Annotated in this window: 11 protein-coding genes and 1 pseudogene; 8 read left to right on the forward strand and 4 right to left on the reverse strand. The window is 71.2% G+C overall.

The window, feature by feature from the left end:
- Window positions 1-87: 87 nt before the first annotated feature.
- Complete coding sequence (locus SACE_RS27840; protein WP_231849813.1) at window positions 88-2061, forward strand: galactan 5-O-arabinofuranosyltransferase; 1974 nt, start codon at window positions 88-90, stop codon at window positions 2059-2061.
- Between the two features lie 161 nt (window positions 2062-2222).
- Window positions 2223-2612, forward strand: a complete 390-nt coding sequence (locus SACE_RS27845) for a MerR family transcriptional regulator (RefSeq protein ID WP_009943187.1) — start codon at window positions 2223-2225, stop codon at window positions 2610-2612.
- A 40-nt stretch (window positions 2613-2652) separates the two neighbouring features.
- Here the strand turns inward: SACE_RS27845 and SACE_RS27850 are convergent, their stop codons facing one another.
- Window positions 2653-3363, reverse strand: a complete 711-nt coding sequence (locus SACE_RS27850; protein ID WP_009943186.1) for an SACE_5812 family transcriptional regulator — start codon at window positions 3361-3363, stop codon at window positions 2653-2655.
- 91 nt (window positions 3364-3454) lie between these two features.
- Between SACE_RS27850 and SACE_RS27855 the strand changes: the two genes are divergently transcribed.
- Window positions 3455-4981, forward strand: a complete 1527-nt coding sequence (locus tag SACE_RS27855) for an MFS transporter (protein WP_009943184.1) — start codon at window positions 3455-3457, stop codon at window positions 4979-4981.
- Between the two features lie 248 nt (window positions 4982-5229).
- Here the strand turns inward: SACE_RS27855 and SACE_RS27860 are convergent, their stop codons facing one another.
- Both SACE_RS27860 and dnaE read right to left on the reverse strand, forming a co-directional pair.
- Window positions 5230-6447: a cytochrome P450 family protein gene (locus tag SACE_RS27860; RefSeq protein WP_009943182.1), complete on the reverse strand. Its 1218-nt coding sequence runs from the start codon at window positions 6445-6447 to the stop codon at window positions 5230-5232.
- Between the two features lie 151 nt (window positions 6448-6598).
- Window positions 6599-10183, reverse strand: a complete 3585-nt coding sequence (gene dnaE / locus SACE_RS27865; protein ID WP_009943181.1) for a DNA polymerase III subunit alpha — start codon at window positions 10181-10183, stop codon at window positions 6599-6601.
- Between the two features lie 441 nt (window positions 10184-10624).
- On the opposite strand from dnaE, the gene SACE_RS27870 reads away from it, so the two are divergent.
- On the forward strand, window positions 10625-11647 hold the full coding sequence (locus SACE_RS27870) for an AsnC family protein (RefSeq protein WP_011874846.1): 1023 nt from the start codon (window positions 10625-10627) through the stop codon (window positions 11645-11647).
- On the opposite strand, the pseudogene SACE_RS27875 reads toward SACE_RS27870, so the two are convergent.
- A pseudogene (locus SACE_RS27875) lies at window positions 11634-11918 on the reverse strand (lasso peptide biosynthesis B2 protein); the annotation flags it as partial. The gene SACE_RS27870 and the pseudogene SACE_RS27875 overlap by 14 nt on opposite strands.
- 216 nt (window positions 11919-12134) lie before the next feature.
- Between SACE_RS27875 and SACE_RS27880 the strand changes: the two are divergent.
- The 4 genes from SACE_RS27880 (at window position 12135) to SACE_RS27895 (ending at window position 15892) form a co-directional block, all read left to right on the forward strand.
- Entirely contained in the window at window positions 12135-13235 is a 1101-nt protein-coding gene (locus SACE_RS27880; RefSeq protein ID WP_009943178.1) for a Re/Si-specific NAD(P)(+) transhydrogenase subunit alpha, read from the forward strand.
- On the forward strand, window positions 13236-13541 hold the full coding sequence (locus SACE_RS27885; protein WP_009943177.1) for an NAD(P) transhydrogenase subunit alpha part 2: 306 nt from the start codon (window positions 13236-13238) through the stop codon (window positions 13539-13541).
- Window positions 13538-14923 carry an NAD(P)(+) transhydrogenase (Re/Si-specific) subunit beta gene (locus SACE_RS27890; protein ID WP_009943176.1) on the forward strand — a complete coding sequence of 462 codons (1386 nt, stop codon included), beginning with the start codon at window positions 13538-13540 and terminating at the stop codon, window positions 14921-14923. The genes SACE_RS27885 and SACE_RS27890 overlap by 4 nt, the downstream gene beginning before the upstream one ends.
- A gap of 111 nt (window positions 14924-15034) precedes the next feature.
- On the forward strand, window positions 15035-15892 hold the full coding sequence (locus tag SACE_RS27895) for an alpha/beta fold hydrolase (RefSeq protein ID WP_009943175.1): 858 nt from the start codon (window positions 15035-15037) through the stop codon (window positions 15890-15892).
- The last annotated feature ends 8 nt before the right edge of the window (window positions 15893-15900 follow it).

Genomic DNA, 15900 nt, shown 5'->3' on the forward strand with positions numbered 1-15900 from the left:
TCCCCCGAAGGTGGCGGGAAGTGCCCGGCCGCACATCAACTATCCTGCGCGGGCCCCCCTTGTCCCCTCCACCGAAGGACCAGCGAAGTGGCGGGAATTCTGCCGAGTCCGATGCTGACCGGCCCCAGTCCCATCGACGAGCCGAGGCAGGACTCGGCGGTGCGACTGCCCTTGCGCAGCACCGTCGTGGAACTCCTGCTGGGGTCGGTGGTGGCGGTGCTGGTCTCGATGGTGTTGCAGTTCGCGGTGGTGCGGCTGGGCATCAGCGAGCCGAGCTACGCACCCGAAGCGCTCGCCGCGCTGGGCGCCGCGCTGGTGCTGACCGTCCTGTTCGTCCTGCTCGCGTTCGGACACCGCCGTTCGCCGCGCTGGGTGCGGCTGGGCGGCACCTGGGTCGCGCTGGCGTCGTTCACCACGCTGGCGCTGGCGATCCCGTTGCAGTCCACCCGCTTCTACTTCGGCGGGTCCTCGATGGACAACGCGTTCCGGATGCAGTTCATGACGCGGATGGCGAGCACGCCAGGCCTGGCCGACATGAACTACGCCGACACCGCCCCGTACTACCCGGGCGGCTGGTTCTGGCTGGGCGGCCGGTTCGCCAACCTGCTCGGCTGGGAGGGCTGGGCGGCCTACAAGCCCTACGCGCTGGCGTGGGTCGCGGTGACCAGCGTGGTGGCGTTCACGCTGTGGAGCATCGTGCTGCGCAGGCGGCTGGCACTGCTGGCCGCGCTGGCCACCACGATCGCGGGCATGCTGCACGGCGTCGAGGAGCCCTACGCCTGGCCGTCGGCGGCGTGGATGGCCCCGGTGGCGGTGCTGGCCTGGTACGCGCTGCGCCGCGAGGACCGGGCACCCCGCTGGACGCTGGTCTGCGTCGGCGTCTACGTCGGGTTCGCCGCGATCACCTACACCCTGCACTTCGGGTTCGCGGTGCTGCTGATCGTCACGATGGCGGTGGTCATCGGCGCGTTCCGGGTGCACCACGGGCAACCGCTGTGGCCGACGGTGCGCGTGTTGTTCCTGCGACTGCTGCCGATCGGCGTGGTCAGCGGGCTCATCGCGCTGCTGGTGTGGCTGCCGTACCTGCTGTCGACGCACTTCCTGCTCGACAACCCGCGCAGCGCCGCGCAGCACTACCTGCCGCGCGACAGCGCCTTCCTGCCGGTGCCGATGACCGAGGCGAGCACGCTGGGCGTGCTGTGCATGGCGGGACTGGTGTGGCTGCTGCTGCGCTGCCGCCGCAACGAGGTCGCGGCGGCGATGCTGACCATGGTCATCGCGGTCTACTGCTGGTTCGGGCTCTCGACGCTGGCGCTGCTGGCCAAGACCACGCTGCTGGCGTTCCGGCTGAACGTGATCCTCGGCGTCGTGCTGGCCACAGCCGGTGTCCTCGGGCTGCTGGAGCTGGTCGGCTACCTGCGCGCCAGGCTCGACGCCCGGTACGCGTTGCGGATCTCCACGGTCGCCTTCGCGGTCGGGCTGCTCGGCGCGGTCACGCTGACGCAGGGCGCGATCGGGCTCGCGCTGAAGGACGGCACCGAACGGGCCTACGAGGACTACTACCCCACCGGTGACAACGCGATGGGCCACCGCGACCCGGAGCAGCCCGGGCACTGGGCCGGTGCGGTGTTCCGGACCGTCGACCAGCTCACCGGTCGGCCGCCGCAGCAGAACATCCTGCTGAGCACCGACTACAAGATGATGTCCTTCCGGCCGTACTGGGGCTTCCAGCAGGAGACCCCGCACTACGCGAACCCGCTCGCCGACTACGACGAGCGGGCGGCGGAAGTGCACCGGTGGTCGCAGGCCCGGGATTCCCAGGAGTTGCTGGCGATGCTGCACCGGAGCCGGTTCGCCTCCCCGAACGTCTTCGTGCTGCGCAATGCGTCCGAAGAGGACACCGAGCACGCCGGGAAGCTGTCGGTGGTGCTGAAGGGCGACGCCTTCCCGCAGCTGCCCAACGTGCGGGACTACTCGGTCTACTTCGACCCGGCCGTGTTCGACTCCCCGGAGTTCACCAAGCGCGTGGTCGGCCCCTACACCGTGATCGCGCGGCGCTGAGCCGCCCGGCGCGTCGCATCGCGCGCCGGCGCGGCTTCCCCGCCCGGCGCGCGATGCGGCGACAGGGCCGTTGCGACCGCGGTTCCGGATCGCATGCCGGGTACGCTCGGACCCTCACACGAATGTGAGGGTCCGAGTCTGGGTCGTGCGAGGTCGGTCACATGCGCATCGGGGAGCTGTCGGAACGCACCGGCACGTCGCGCAGGCTGCTGCGCTACTACGAGGAGCAGGGCCTGATCGTCGCCGCGCGTTCGCCGAACGGCTACCGCGACTACGACGAGTACAACGTGGACCGCGTCGCGCAGATCAGGGGGCTGCTCGACTCCGGCCTCCCGACCCGGATCATCAAGCAGATCCTCCCCTGCCTCGACAAGCCCCGCGTCATCCACTTCTCCGACGCGACACCGGAGATGCTCGCCACCCTCCAACGCGAGCTCGACCGCATGACCCGGCGCATCGACTGCATGACCCGCAACCGCGACGCCATCGCCGAATATCTCGACGCCGTGCGGGAAAAGCGCTCGGAAGCCGAGACCGCACCGACGTCCTGAGTGGACTCCGACCCCGCCGCGCCCAGCCTTCCTCCGCGACCTACTCCAGCCCGGCGGTCGCGGCCATGCCCGCGACGAGGTACTGCGCGCCGCGGTCGAAGTGGGCTTGCCAGTCGCCGCCGTCAGCCGGGAAGTTGCCGGCGAGAGCGGGGTAGTCGGCCTCGCGGGCGCGCAGGTGCTCGGCGAGGGCGGAGCGGGTGCCCGCCTCGTCCTGGTGGCGCCAGACCGACTCCGCCGACACCGAGCCGATGACGTAGTTGGAGACCGCCGCCCCGGCCGCCAGGACGTCGGCGCGGCCGAAGCCTGCCGCCGCCAGCGCGGCGTAGACGAACTCCGAGCGCGCCAGGGCGTTGGGGCCGGCCAGCGGGCGGGTGCTCGCCAGGGCCGCCGCCCACGGGTGGTCCAGCAGCACGCGCCGCAGTTCGGCCATGAAGGCGATGATGTCGTCGCGCCACGACGGGCCGGACTCCACGGGCAGCCGGACCTCCCCGAACACGGCGTCGAGGGCGAGGTCCAGGACGTCGTCCTTGGTCGACACGTGCCAGTACAGGCTCGTCGCGTGCGCCTGCAGCCGGTCGGCCAGCTTGCGCATGCTGAGCTGCCGCACGCCGTCGCGGTCGAGCAGCTCCACGGCCGCGGAGACGATCTTGTCCTGCGTCAGCAGCGGCTTCGTCCTCGACTGCTTCTCCGGGCGGAACCACACCGCACCGGGAGCACCCTCGGACGTCGAGGTCTTCGACTTCGCGGTCATGGCGGGAGCGTACCCGCGAGCGCACAGGCATCGATTTCTCATACAGTGTATGGTCACGATCGAACAGCGTTCGAGGACCGGGAGGCCGCGAGTGACCGGAAGGCAGCGAGAACGGGAACAGCGGCCTCAGCCGCAGACCGGCGACCAGGGGCACCCTCGGCGATGGCTGATCCTGGTGGCGCTGTGCGCGGCGCTGCTGGTGATCGTCATCGACAACACGGTCCTCAACGTGGCGATCCCGGAGATCGGGCGGACCTTCGACGCCTCGACGGGCGAGCTGCAGGCCGTGCTCGACTCCTACGTCGTGGTGTGCGGCGGCCTGCTGGTCGCCGCCGGCGCGCTCTCCGACCGGTGCGGACGGCGCCGCGTCATGGTGGCCGGGCTCGTCGTCTTCGGCCTGACCTCGGCGGGCGCCGCGCTGGCCCCGTCGGTCTGGTGGCTGATCGGCATGCGCGCGGCCATGGGAGTCGGTGCGGCGCTGGTGATGCCCGCGACGCTGGCGATCATGGTGCGCGTCTTCCCGCCGCACGAACGCCCGAAGGCCTTCGCCGCGTGGACGGCGGTCGGGTCGGTGGCCCTCGGGCTGGGGCCGCTGCTGGGCGGCGCGCTGGTGGACCTGTGGAGCTGGGCTGGGATCTTCCTGGTCAACCTGCCTTTCGTGGCGGTGGCGCTGGCAGGCGTCGTCCGGCTGGTGCCCGAGTCGCGTGATCCGGCCGCGGGCGCGCCCGACCTGCCGAGCACGGTGCTCGTCACCACCGGGATGGTGGCCCTGGTCTGGGCGGTGATCGCGGTGCCGGAGCGCGGCGCGCTCGCGACCCCGGTGCTCGCCGCCACGGCACTGGCTGTGGTGTCGCTGGCCTGGTTCGGCGTGCGCCAGCGACGCGCGAGCGCGCCGATGGTCGACTTCGGCCTGTACCGGGACCGCCGGTTCGCCGGGGCGAGCTCGGCCATCGCGCTGATCGCGGTGGCCACCGGCAGCACGCTGTTCGTCCTCAGCCAGTACCTGCAACTGGTGCGCGGCCACAGCGCGGTGGTGGCCGGGATGGCGGCCCTGCCGCTGGCCGCCGGGAGCGTGGTGGGCTCGGCGCTGGGAGCCCGGGCACCTGCCCGGATCGGCTACCGGGCATGCATCGTCACCGGGTTCGCCGTCACCGCCGCCGGGTTCGGCGTGCTGGCCGCGCTCGGGCCGGACAGCGGCCAGCCGCACATCGCGTTCGGGCTCCTGCTCTGCGGGTTCGGGACCGGCTTCGCCGGACCGGCGGCCACCAGCACCGCGCTGGGCGCCGTGCCCGCCGACCGCGCCGGGATGGGCTCGGCGCTCAACGACACCCACCAGCAGCTCGGGATCGCCTTCGGCGTGGCGGTGCTCGGCGGCCTGCTCTCGACCGCCTACCGCGCTTTCCTACCCACCGGCGTGCCGCACGACGCGAGCACGTCGCTCGCCGCGACCCTGTCGTTCGCCGACGAGCGCACCAGCGCCGCGCTGGCCGACGCCGCCCGGCTCGCCTTCACCCAGGCTCAGAGCGCGACGATGACGGCCGGACTCGCCTGCGCGCTGGCCGGCGCGGCGGTCGCCATGCTCAGCCTGCGCTCGGGACGGCGAGCGCCGTCGCGCTGACCGCGGTCAGCGCGACGGCTCGGCGGAACCTCAGAGCCGGAGGGACTTGAGAGCCCATCTTTGATTTCTGAAGCGGCGCAGCCGCTTGGCCCATCCCCGCAACCGGCACCGCCGCGGGTTCTCAGGCGCTCTCTGACGAGGACAGCCTTTTCGCCGCGTATGGGTGAAAAGGATCCCGGAGTCCGAGAGCGCCTGAGGTTCCGCCACCGCAACCGCCAAGCAAGGTGAGTCCAGAGACAGCCTCTGACTCAGGCGCCGGGGCGGACCGGCAGCTTCTCCAGGCCCCGCATCAGGACGCTGAACCGCCACCGCAGGTCGTCCGGCGACGCGGCCATCCGCAGGTCCGGGAAGCGCTCCAGGAGCCTGCCGACGGCGATCTGGGCCTCCAGCCGGGCCAGGGCGGCGCCCACGCAGAAGTGGATGCCGTGGCCGAAGGCGACGTGCCCGGTGGTCTCCCGGGTGATGTCGAAGCGGTCGGGGTCCTCGAAGCGCTCACCGTCCCGGTTCGCCGCCCCGAGCGCGACCCAGACGAGCTCTCCCTCGGGGATCACCACGTCGCCGAACCGGACCGCCTCGGCGGTGTGCCGGAACGTGCCGTTCGCCACCGGGCTCTCGTAGCGCAGGGTCTCCTCGATCGCGCCGGGCAGCAGCGACGGGTCGTTGCGCAGCGCGGCGAGCTGGTCGGGGTTGCCCAGCAGCGACAGCACGCAGTTGCCGATCAGGTTGACCGTCGTCTCGTGCCCGGCGACCAGCAGCAGGAACACCATGGCGATCAGCTCGCCCTCGCTGAGGCGGTCGCCGTCCTCGACCGCCTCCAGCAGCGCGGTCAGCAGGTCGTCACCGGGCTCGGTGCGCTTCTTGGCGATCAGCTCGGTCAGGTACTCGACCATCGCCACCGACGCCTGGGCCTGCGCCTCCGGCTGCGACCCGTCGACCAGGACGTTGGTCCACGACCGGAAGTCGTCGCGCCGCGAGTCCTCCACGCCCATCAGCTCCGAGATCACCGTGATGGGCAGCGGGAACGCGAACTCGTCGATCAGATCCACTTCGGACCGGCCCGCCAGGCGGTCGAGCAGGTCGTCGGTGATCTGCTCGATCCGCGGCCGCAGGCCCTCGACCCGCCGCGCGGTGAACGCCTTGACCACCAGCTTGCGCAACCGGGTGTGGTCCGGCGGGTCGGTGTTGAGCATGTGCGGGCCGAGGTCGGGCGAGAACCCCGGCCTGCGCTCGGCGTCGGCCAGCCTCTTCTCGATGATCTGCTGGGTGCGCCCGAAGTCCTTGGCGATCCTGGGGTCCAGCAGCGCCTGCTTGACGTCCTCGTAGCGGGTGATCAGCCACGCGTCGAGGCCGTTCACCGTGCGGATGCGCTGCACCGGCTCCTCGCGCATCCGCGCGTACCGGTTGTGCCGGTCCTGCGCGAAGGCGTCGTCGAAAGCCAGTAAGTCGGGCACTTCACCGGTGGTCATGGGCAAACCTTCCGAGCTCGGCGTTTTGGCGGCCGGTCTCCAGTTAACCCATATCACTGACGGTTGTCACGCGGTCGCTGAAAGCACTCTCAGCTTCCGCGGAGGCGAAGCGGACGCGGGGCGCGAAGCGGACTCGCGGCCCCGCGCCGGCTCACAGCACCGTCTCGAAGCACCCCGCGCCGAGCAGCCCCTTCAGCTCGCCCTGCAGCCCGTTCTCGGTCGACACGAAGTAGTCGCTGGACAGCGCGAGGCGGGTGACCCCGCGCGGCCCCTGCAGCTTCACGTGCACCGGGACCGTGCCCGAGTGCGCCTGCAAGGTGCGCTTGAGCTCGGCGACCAGCGACCGGTCCACCCTGCTCGCCGGCACCTTGATCACGAACGCGGGGCTGGTTCCCGGGTCGGTCTCGGCCGCCGAGATGTCCACCGGCACCGCGTCGGAGGCGAAGATGCTGATGGTGCCCTCGCGCTCGTTGATGCGGCCCTTCACCGCGATCGCGGTGTCCTCGACCAGGCAGTCGGCGAACATCTCGTAGGACTTCGGGAAGAACAGCACCTCCACGCTGGCGTCGAGGTCCTCCAGGGTCACGATCGCCCACGGGTGGCCGTTCTTGTTGATGCGGCGCTGGATCCCCGAGATCATCCCGGCGATCTTGACCTGGTCCTTGCCCGCCTCGCGCTCGCCGCCGACGAGCTCGGCGATGCCGGTGTCCTGGTACGGCGCGAGCAGCCGCTCGGCCCCGTCCAGAGGGTGGGCCGAGACGTAGAGGCCCAGCATCTCCCGCTCGTAGGAGAGCATCTGCTTGCGCGGCCACTCGTCCGGCGTGAACTGCAGGTGCGCCAGCGGCGACGACGACTCCTCGCCGCCGGCGTCGTCCCCGCCGCCGAACAGGTCGAACTGGCCGAGCGCCTGCTGGCGCTTGAGCCCGATGACCGCGTCCACCGCCGCCTCGTGGTGCTGGGCCAGCGACATCCGGGTGTGGCCCAGGGAGTCGAAGGCACCCGCCTTGATCAGCGACTCGATCACCCGCTTGTTGCAGGCCACCGTCTCGGACTTGTCCAGGAAGTCGGTGAACGAGCTGTAGCGGCCCTTGTCCTCGCGCACCTTGGCGATCGAGGCCACCACGTTGGAGCCGACGTTGCGGACGGCGCTGAGCCCGAAGCGGATGTCGGAGCCGACGGCGGTGAAGTCGTTGAGCGAGTCGTTGACGTCCGGCGACAGCACCTTCACGCCCATCCGGCGGCACTCCGCCAGGTAGACGGCCATCTTGTCCTTGTTGTCGCCGTTGGAGGTCAGCAGTGCGGCCATGTACTCGGCCGGGTAGTTGGCCTTGAGGTAGGCCGTCCAGTACGCCACGAGGGCGTAACCGGCCGCGTGGGACTTGTTGAACGCGTACCCGGCGAACGGCAGGACCGTCGCCCACAGCTTGTCGATGGCCTCGTCGCGGAAGCCCTGCTCCCGCATGCCCGCCTGGAAGCCCTCGAACTCCTGGTCCAGGACCTCCTTCTTCTTCTTGCCCATCGCGCGGCGCAGGATGTCGGCTCGCCCGAGGCTGTAGCCGGCGACCTTCTGCGCGATGGCCATGATCTGCTCTTGGTAGACGATCAGACCGTAGGTCTCGGACAGGATGTCCTTGAGCGGCTCGTCCAGGTCGGGATGGATCGGCTCGACCGGCTTCTTGCCGTTCTTGCGGTCGGCGTAGTCGTTGTGGGCGTTGACCTCCATCGGACCCGGCCGGTACAGCGCGTTGCAGGCCACGATGTCGGCGAACTCGGTGGGCTGCATGCGCTTGAGCAGCTCCCGCATGCCGCCACCTTCGAGCTGGAACACTCCCAGGCTCTCACCGCGCGCCAGCAGCTCGTAGGTCTTCGCGTCGTCCAGCCCGAGGTTGGACAGGTCGATCTCGCGGTCGTGGTTGGCCTTCACCATCTTCAGCGCGTCGCCGAGGATGGTGAGGTTGGAAAGCCCCAGGAAGTCCATCTTCAGCAGGCCGATGGCCTCGCACGACGGGTAGTCCCACCCGGTGATGATCGAGCCGTCGTCGCGCGCCCACAGCGGCACGGTGCCCATCAGCGGCTGCGACGAGAGGATGACCGCGCAGGCGTGCACGCCCGCGTTGCGGATCAGCCCCTCCAGGCCGCGCGCGGTGTCGAAGATCTGCGACACCGACGGGTCGGTCTCGATGAGGTTGCGGACCTCGGCGGCCTCGGCGTAGCGCTCGTGCTGCGGGTCGACGATGCCCGACAGCGGGATGTCCTTGGCCGCGATCGGCGGCGGCAGCGCCTTGGAGATCTTGTCGGCGATGGCGAAGCCGGGCTGGCCGTGGTGGACCCGCGCGGAGTCCTTGATCGCGGCCTTGGTCTTGATCTTGCCGAAGGTGATGACCTGGGCGACCTTGTCCCGCCCGTACTTGTCGATCGCGTACTGCAGCACCTCGTCGCGGCGGCGGTCGTCGAAGTCGAGGTCGATGTCGGGCGGGGAGTCGCGCTCCGGGTTCAGGAACCGCTCGAAGATCAGGCCGTGCTCCAGCGGGTCCAGGTTAGTGATGTGCAGGATGTAGGCCAGCAGCGAGCCCGCGGCCGAACCGCGGCCCGGGCCGACGTGGATGCCCTGCGACTTGGCCCACCGGGTGAGGTCGCCGACGACCAGGAAGTACGCGCAGTAGCCCTTGGTGTCGAGCACGTCGAGCTCGACCTTGATCCGGTCCAGGCACTCCTGGGTCGCGCCTTCCGGGTACCGGGTCGGCAGGTACTGCTCGACCTCGGCCTCCAGCAGCTGGCGCTCGGTCTTGCCGCTGCCGTCGGTTACGCGCGGCATCCGGTCCTGGAACGACCAGACGTCCTCGTAGGACTCCACGCGCTCGGCGATCAGCAGCGTGTTGTCGGCGGCACCGGGGACCTCCTTGTCCCAGTACTCCCGCATCTCGGCGGCGGACTTCAGGTAGTAGCCGTCGCCGTCGAACTTGAACCGGCTCTCGTCGTTGAGGGTCTTGCCCGACTGCACGCACAGCAGCGCGCCGTGCGACTCGGCCTGGTCGGCGGTGACGTAGTGGCTGTCGTTGGTGGCCACCGGCTTGAGGCCGAGCTCCTTGGCGATCTTGAGCAGGCCCTCCCGGACCGACCGCTCGATCGGCAGCCCGTGGTCCATCAGCTCCAGGAAGAAGTTCTCCGCGCCGAAGATGTCCTTGTAGTCCGACGCCGCCTGCATCGCCTCGTCGAACTGGCGCAGGCGCAGCCTGGTCTGCACCTCGCCCGACGGGCAGCCGGTGGTGGCGATGATGCCCTCGGCGTACTCGGCGACCAGCTCGCGGTCCATCCGCGGCTTGCGGTACTGGCCCTCCATGCTCGCCCGGCTGGAGAGCGTGAACAGGTTGCGCAGCCCGGTGGCGTTGCGGGCCAGCATCGTCATGTGGGTGTAGGCACCTGCACCGGAGACGTCGCCGCCCTCGCCGTACTCGTCGGTGCCGCGCTGCTTGGCCTCGCCCCAGAACACCGGCTTCTTGTGGAACCGGCTGCCGGGCGCCAGGTAGGCCTCGATGCCGATGATCGGCTTGATGCCGGTCTTCTTCGCCTGCTGGTAGAACTCGTCGGCGCCGAACATGTTGCCGTGGTCGGTCATGCCGACCGCGGGCATCTCCAGCCGCTGCGCCTCCGCGAACAGCGCTCCGACCTTCGCCGCACCGTCGAGCATCGAGTACTCGGTGTGCACGTGCAGGTGGACGAAGGGGTCGACGGGCACGGAGGGGCCTCCTTCGCGAACGGTACCGGCGGGAGGTTGCAAGCCTAACTCCAGCGTCCGACCGGATCGGCGATGTCCCCTGGCGTTGCGCGGATCCGTTCCGGTGCGTCACACCGGCGGTCCGGCGCGGGGCCCGCTCCCGGGGTCCGGCGCCTCTCACGCCGACCGGGTCCGGCCCACAAAGCCTGCTTTTGATCTTGAAAGCGGCGTAGCCGCTTGGCTCGCCCTCGCAACCGGCACCGCCGCAGGCGTCCTGTGGCGAGGACAGATTTTCGCGGCGTATGGGTGATACGTGAGAAAAAGGTCCCGGAGCCAGAGGACGCCGGAGGTTCCGCCACCGGCACCGCCACCAACGCGAGTTCGAGGACAGCTCTCGCGCCGGCGGGGGAAAGTCAGTGCCCTCCGCACGGTGATCGGCCGGAGCGGGTAGCGTGGCACGACGTGGCTGCCCCTGATCCCGTGGACGTTCGTCTGCTCAGCGTCGTCGCCGAGACGGGCCGCGCAGCGGTGCATGAGATCGCCGGCCGGCTCGGGATGGACGTCCGCGACGTCGCCTCGCGCCTGGCGGCGCTGTCCACCACGGGGCTGCCGCTGGTCGTCGGCGTGGAGTGCGAGCCGAACGCGATCCGCAAGGCGGTGGCCGCCGCGCAGGCGTGGACGCAGCAGGCCGCCCAGGCCAGCAGCGGCCCCTACCAGGTGCAGCAGCCGCAGAGCGGGCCCTACCCGGCGCAGCCGCACAGCGGCTCCTACCCCGTCGGCCCGCAGAGCGGGTCCTACCCGGTGCACGGCCAGCCCAGCGGGCCGTACCAGACCTACGGCGGCAGCGGCCAGCACCCGACGCAGACCGGACCGAGCGGTCCGCAGCAGTTCGTGCCGCCCGCGGGACCGCCGGCGTTCGCGCCCGGCGGCGGCCCCGCCGGGCCGCAGGTGCCCGCCCAGACCGCGCCGCCGGACCCGGTGAACACCTGGGGACCTCCGGGTTCGTCGTCGTGGGCGCGCGGCGACCAGCGCGGCGCGGCGCAGTACAAGCAGCCGCCGCAGCGCACCGGCAAGATCGGCAGCAAGCTCGACGTCGAGGGCCTGGAGGGCGAGCGGATCACCATCCAGCTCGTCGAGGTCGTCGACCCGGCGGACTTCCTGTTCACCGCCGCCGGCTACCAGCTGCAGGACGGCGAGCGCGCGGTCGTCGTGCACACCGAGCTGACCAACCGCGGGTCGATGCCGTTCACCTCGCTGCCCGACCTCTACCTGGTGCTGGTCGCCGAGGACGGCTCGACGGTGTCGAAGGCGCCGGTGTCGCTGTCGTCCCGGCCGCCGCACCGCATCGGCGTACCGCCCGGCGAGACCGCCGGCGGTCACACCGTCTACGTGCTGCCCGACAGCACCGAGCTGTCCGCGGTGCGCTGGACTCCGCGCCCCGGCGACGAGCAGCGCACCCTCACCTGGGACATCACCGACCTGTAGCCCCGGCCGCCGTCGGCGGGACGGTCAGCGGCGTGTAGTGGCCTTTCGGGTGCGGTTCGCCGATGAGCCGGCCTTCGGCTTCGACCCAGGCGTGAGCGGCGAAGGGCTGGGTGCGCACGCCGGTGCACCAGGTCGGCCGGGTTCCGCGGGCGCGGCAGAGCAGGGCGGTGGCGATGGAGCGTTGCAGGCAGCCCTGACCGGCGCAGCGCAGGCTCACCGACACCACCTGCTCGCGGGCGGCCGAGGCTTGTCCGGCGGTGGCAGGCACGGCCCCGCGGCGGGCGAACGCAGGCGGTGCCCGTCACCGGCAGACCAACCGTGCCGATGACCCACGATCGGCTCTCGCCGGAGCAGTGGATCTCGTCGGACACTTCTGGGCGGGGACGGGGCCGAATGGGCGTGTGCCCTTGCGCGGCGACCGCCGCTGTGGGCATCTGGTGGGTGACACAGATCGTTCCTCCCAGCGATGAGCACGGGATGTGGTGCGATGACGGCACAGCAGAGCAGCAGGCCCAGCGTCGGCGTGCCGGGTGAGTCGCTGGTGGGTGAGCGCCGGGTGGCGCTGGTCCCCGGGGTCGTGGAGCGGCTGCGCGCGTTGGGGCTGGACGTCGTGGTCGAAGCGGGCGCCGGGCAGCGGGCCCTGATCCCCGACGAGGCGTTCACCGAGGCCGGCGCGAGCATCGGCGACGCGTGGTCGGCCGACGTCGTGGTGAAGGTCAACCCGCCGACCGCCGAGGAGGTCGGCAGGCTCGCAGCCGGGACCACCCTCATCGGCTTCCTCGCCCCGCTGACCGAGCCGGAGACCACCGAGCGGCTGCGCGCGGCCGGGGTCACCGCGTTCGCGATGGAGTCCATCCCCCGCATCTCGCGGGCGCAGTCGATGGACGCCCTGTCGTCGCAGGCCAACGTCGCCGGATACCGCGCGGTCCTGCTCGCGGCCAGCGAGTCGACCCGGTTCCTGCCGATGCTGACCACGGCCGCGGGCACCGTGAAACCCGCGACGGCGCTGGTGCTCGGCGTCGGCGTCGCCGGGTTGCAGGCGCTGGCCACGGCCAAGCGGCTGGGGGCCCGCACCACCGGCTACGACGTGCGTCCCGAGGTCGCCGACCAGGTGCGCTCGGTCGGCGCCAAGTGGCTCGACCTGGGCATCGACGCCACCGGTGAGGGCGGCTACGCCCGCGCGCTGGGCGCCGACGAGGCCGCCGAGCAGGAACGCAGGCTCGGCGAGGCGATCGCCGGCTTCGACATCGTGGTCACCACCGCCCTGGTGCCCGGCAAACCGGCGCCGCGGCTGGTCTCGGCCGACGCGGTGCGGGCGATGCGGCCGGGCAGCGTGGTCGTCGACCTCGCCGGTGCGACCGGCGGCAACTGCGAGCTGTCCGAGCCGGGCCGGACCGTGGTCGCCCACGACGTCACGATCGCCGCGCCGCTCAACCTGCCCGCCTCGATGCCCGAGCACGCCAGCGAGCTCTACGCCAGGAACGTGCACGCCCTGCTGGAACTGCTGGTGACCGACGGCCGCCTGGCACCGGACTTCGGCGACGAGGTGCTGGCGGCCTCCTGCGTCACACGTCAGGAGGAGGCGTAGATGTTCCTGGCCAATCTGGCGATCCTGGTGCTGGCGGGCTTCGTCGGCTTCGCGGTGATCTCGAAGGTCCCCAACACGCTGCACACGCCGCTGATGTCGGGCACCAACGCCATCCACGGCATCGTGCTGCTGGGCGGCGTGGTCGTGCTGGGGTCCGGTGTGGACAGCGCGCTCAGCCGGGCCCTGGCGGTGGTCGCGATCGTGTTCGGAACCATCAACGTGGTCGGCGGTTTCCTGGTCACCGACCGGATGCTGGGCATGTTCAAGCAGCGCCGGTCCGACGCCGGGAAGGAGACCGAGCGGTGAGCGAGCTGCAGGCGGTGCTCTACATCGCGTCCTTCGGCATGTTCATCTACGGCCTGATGGGGCTCACCGGTCCGCGCACCGCGGTGCGCGGCAACTGGATCGCCGCGGCCGGCATGGTCGTGGCGGTCGTAGCGACGCTGATCACCCCCGGTCTCCAGGACGGGTGGCTGATCGGGCTCGGCATCGCGGCGGGCGTGGTGCTCGGCGTGCCCGCGGCGCGCCGCGTGAAGATGACCGCGATGCCGCAGATGGTGGCGCTGTTCAACGGCGTCGGCGGCGGCGCGGTGGCGCTCACGGCGTGGGTGGAGTTCCGCGAGTCCGGCGGCTTCGCGGGCGAACCCGCCTACGTGACGGTCGCGTCGCTGTTCGCCGCGATCGTCGGGTCGGTGTCGTTCTGGGGCTCGCTGATCGCCTTCGGCAAGCTCCAGGAGCTCCTGCCGGGCAGGCCGGTCACGCTGGGCCGGGCGCAGATCCCGGTCAACGTCGTGCTGGTGCTGGCGGCGGTGGGCTGCGCGGTCGCGATCGGGACCGGTGTGCGCGCCGAGGTGCTGGTCGTCGGGGTGCTGGTGTTCGCCGCGCTGGCCGGTGTCGCGGTCGTGCTCCCGATCGGCGGCGCGGACATGCCGGTCGTGGTGTCGCTGCTCAACGCCTTCACGGGCCTGTCGGCCGCCGCGGCCGGGCTCGCGCTGGACAACACCGCGATGATCGTAGCGGGCATGATCGTCGGTGCCTCCGGTTCGATCCTCACCGACCAGATGGCCAAAGCGATGAACCGCTCGATCCCGTCGATCGTGGCGGGTGGCTTCGGCGGCGGAGCCCTGGCCACCGCCGAGACCGGCGCGGGCGGCGGCAGCGTGCGCGCGACCAGTGCGGCCGACGTGGCGATCCAGCTCGCCTACGCCGACCAAGTGATCGTCGTGCCCGGCTACGGGATGGCCGTCGCCCAGGCCCAGCACACCGTGCAGGACATGGCGAAGCTGCTGGAGGGCAAGCGGGTGGAGGTCAACTACGCCATCCACCCGGTCGCCGGGCGCATGCCGGGGCACATGAACGTCCTGCTCGCCGAGGCCGACGTGCCCTACGACCGGCTCAAGGACATGGACGAGATCAACGAGCAGTTCGCGCGCACCGACGTGGCGCTGGTGATCGGCGCGAACGACGTCACCAACCCCGCCGCCCGCAGCGACCCGGGCTCACCGATCTACGGCATGCCGGTGCTCAACGTCGACCAGGCCAGGACGGTCATCGTGCTCAAGCGGTCGATGCGGGCCGGCTTCGCCGGGATCGACAACCCGCTCTACGCCGATCCGCGCACCGCGATGCTCTTCGGCGACGCGAAGTCCTCGGTCGGCGAGATCATCGAGGAGCTCAAGGCGCTGTAGCGGCCCGACTTTCGGCGAAGTTCGTAACCGATAAACCACTCATGGCCCCCTTACGTCCTGCTAAGGTAACCGAATAAAGCGACGTTCAAGCCTTAGCGAGGAGTGGGTGTGATGAGCACGTGCGCGGAGGCCACGACCTGGCGACTGCCGCAGCGGGTCCGCGTGTCGGGCGGTGAGGTCGCCACCGGGGTCTGGGGCGAAGGGCCGCCGGTGGTGCTGGTCCACGGCACCCCGGCGTGGTCGTTCCTGTGGCGCGACGTGGTGGCGGAGCTGGCCGGCCACCACACCGTCCACGTGTGGGACATGCTCGGTTTCGGCGAGTCCATCGCCGATCCGGGGGTGACGCCGTCGATCGCCCGGCAGGCCCGCACGCTCGCCGAGCTCGTGGAGCACTGGGGACTCGACGAGCCGAGCTTGGTCGGCCACGACATCGGCGGCGGGGTCGTGCTGCGCGCACACCTGCTCGAAGCCGTCCCGGTCCGCGGGCTGGCGCTGGTGGACGCGGCGGTGATCGGGCCGTGGAACACGACGTTCACCGAGCACATGCAGCGCCACGCCGAGGTCTACCGGACCATGCCCGAGCACGTCTTCGGAGACATCGTCGCGGCGCGTCTGCGCACGGCGACCCACCGGCCGATGTCCGAGGACGTCGCCGCCGGCTACCTGGCGCCGTGGGCCGGGGCCGCCGGGCAGGGGCGCTGGATCGACCAGGTCGCCGCGGTGAGTTGCGAGGACACCCGCGAGGTCGTGGCGCGCCTGGACCGGATCACCGCGCCGACGCTCGTGCTCTGGGGCGAGCGCGACGAGTGGCTAGCCCCGTCTGCCGGTGACCGGCTGGCAGCCGCGATCCCCGGTGCGCGCCGGGAGACGATCGAAGCAGCCGGCCACTTCCTGCCCGAGGACGCCCCGCGGCGCACGGCACGGGCGCTGCTGCGCCACCTCGGACCGGCATCCGCGGCCGGACGGTAGCCGACCGC

Source organism: Saccharopolyspora erythraea NRRL 2338 (genome assembly GCF_000062885.1).
Lineage (GTDB): Bacteria > Actinomycetota > Actinomycetes > Mycobacteriales > Pseudonocardiaceae > Saccharopolyspora_D > Saccharopolyspora_D erythraea.

Excerpts from the sequence above, each read along its gene's own strand:
- SACE_RS27845 (WP_009943187.1), top strand. The coding sequence starts at position 2,223 with ATGCGCATCGGGGAGCTGTCGGAACGCACCGGCACGTCGCGCAGGCTG.
- SACE_RS27850 (WP_009943186.1), bottom strand. The coding sequence starts at position 3,363 with ATGACCGCGAAGTCGAAGACCTCGACGTCCGAGGGTGCTCCCGGTGCG.
- SACE_RS27860 (WP_009943182.1), bottom strand. The coding sequence starts at position 6,447 with ATGACCACCGGTGAAGTGCCCGACTTACTGGCTTTCGACGACGCCTTC.
- SACE_RS27880 (WP_009943178.1), top strand. The coding sequence starts at position 12,135 with ATGACGGCACAGCAGAGCAGCAGGCCCAGCGTCGGCGTGCCGGGTGAG.
- SACE_RS27885 (WP_009943177.1), top strand. The coding sequence starts at position 13,236 with ATGTTCCTGGCCAATCTGGCGATCCTGGTGCTGGCGGGCTTCGTCGGC.
- SACE_RS27895 (WP_009943175.1), top strand. The coding sequence starts at position 15,035 with ATGAGCACGTGCGCGGAGGCCACGACCTGGCGACTGCCGCAGCGGGTC.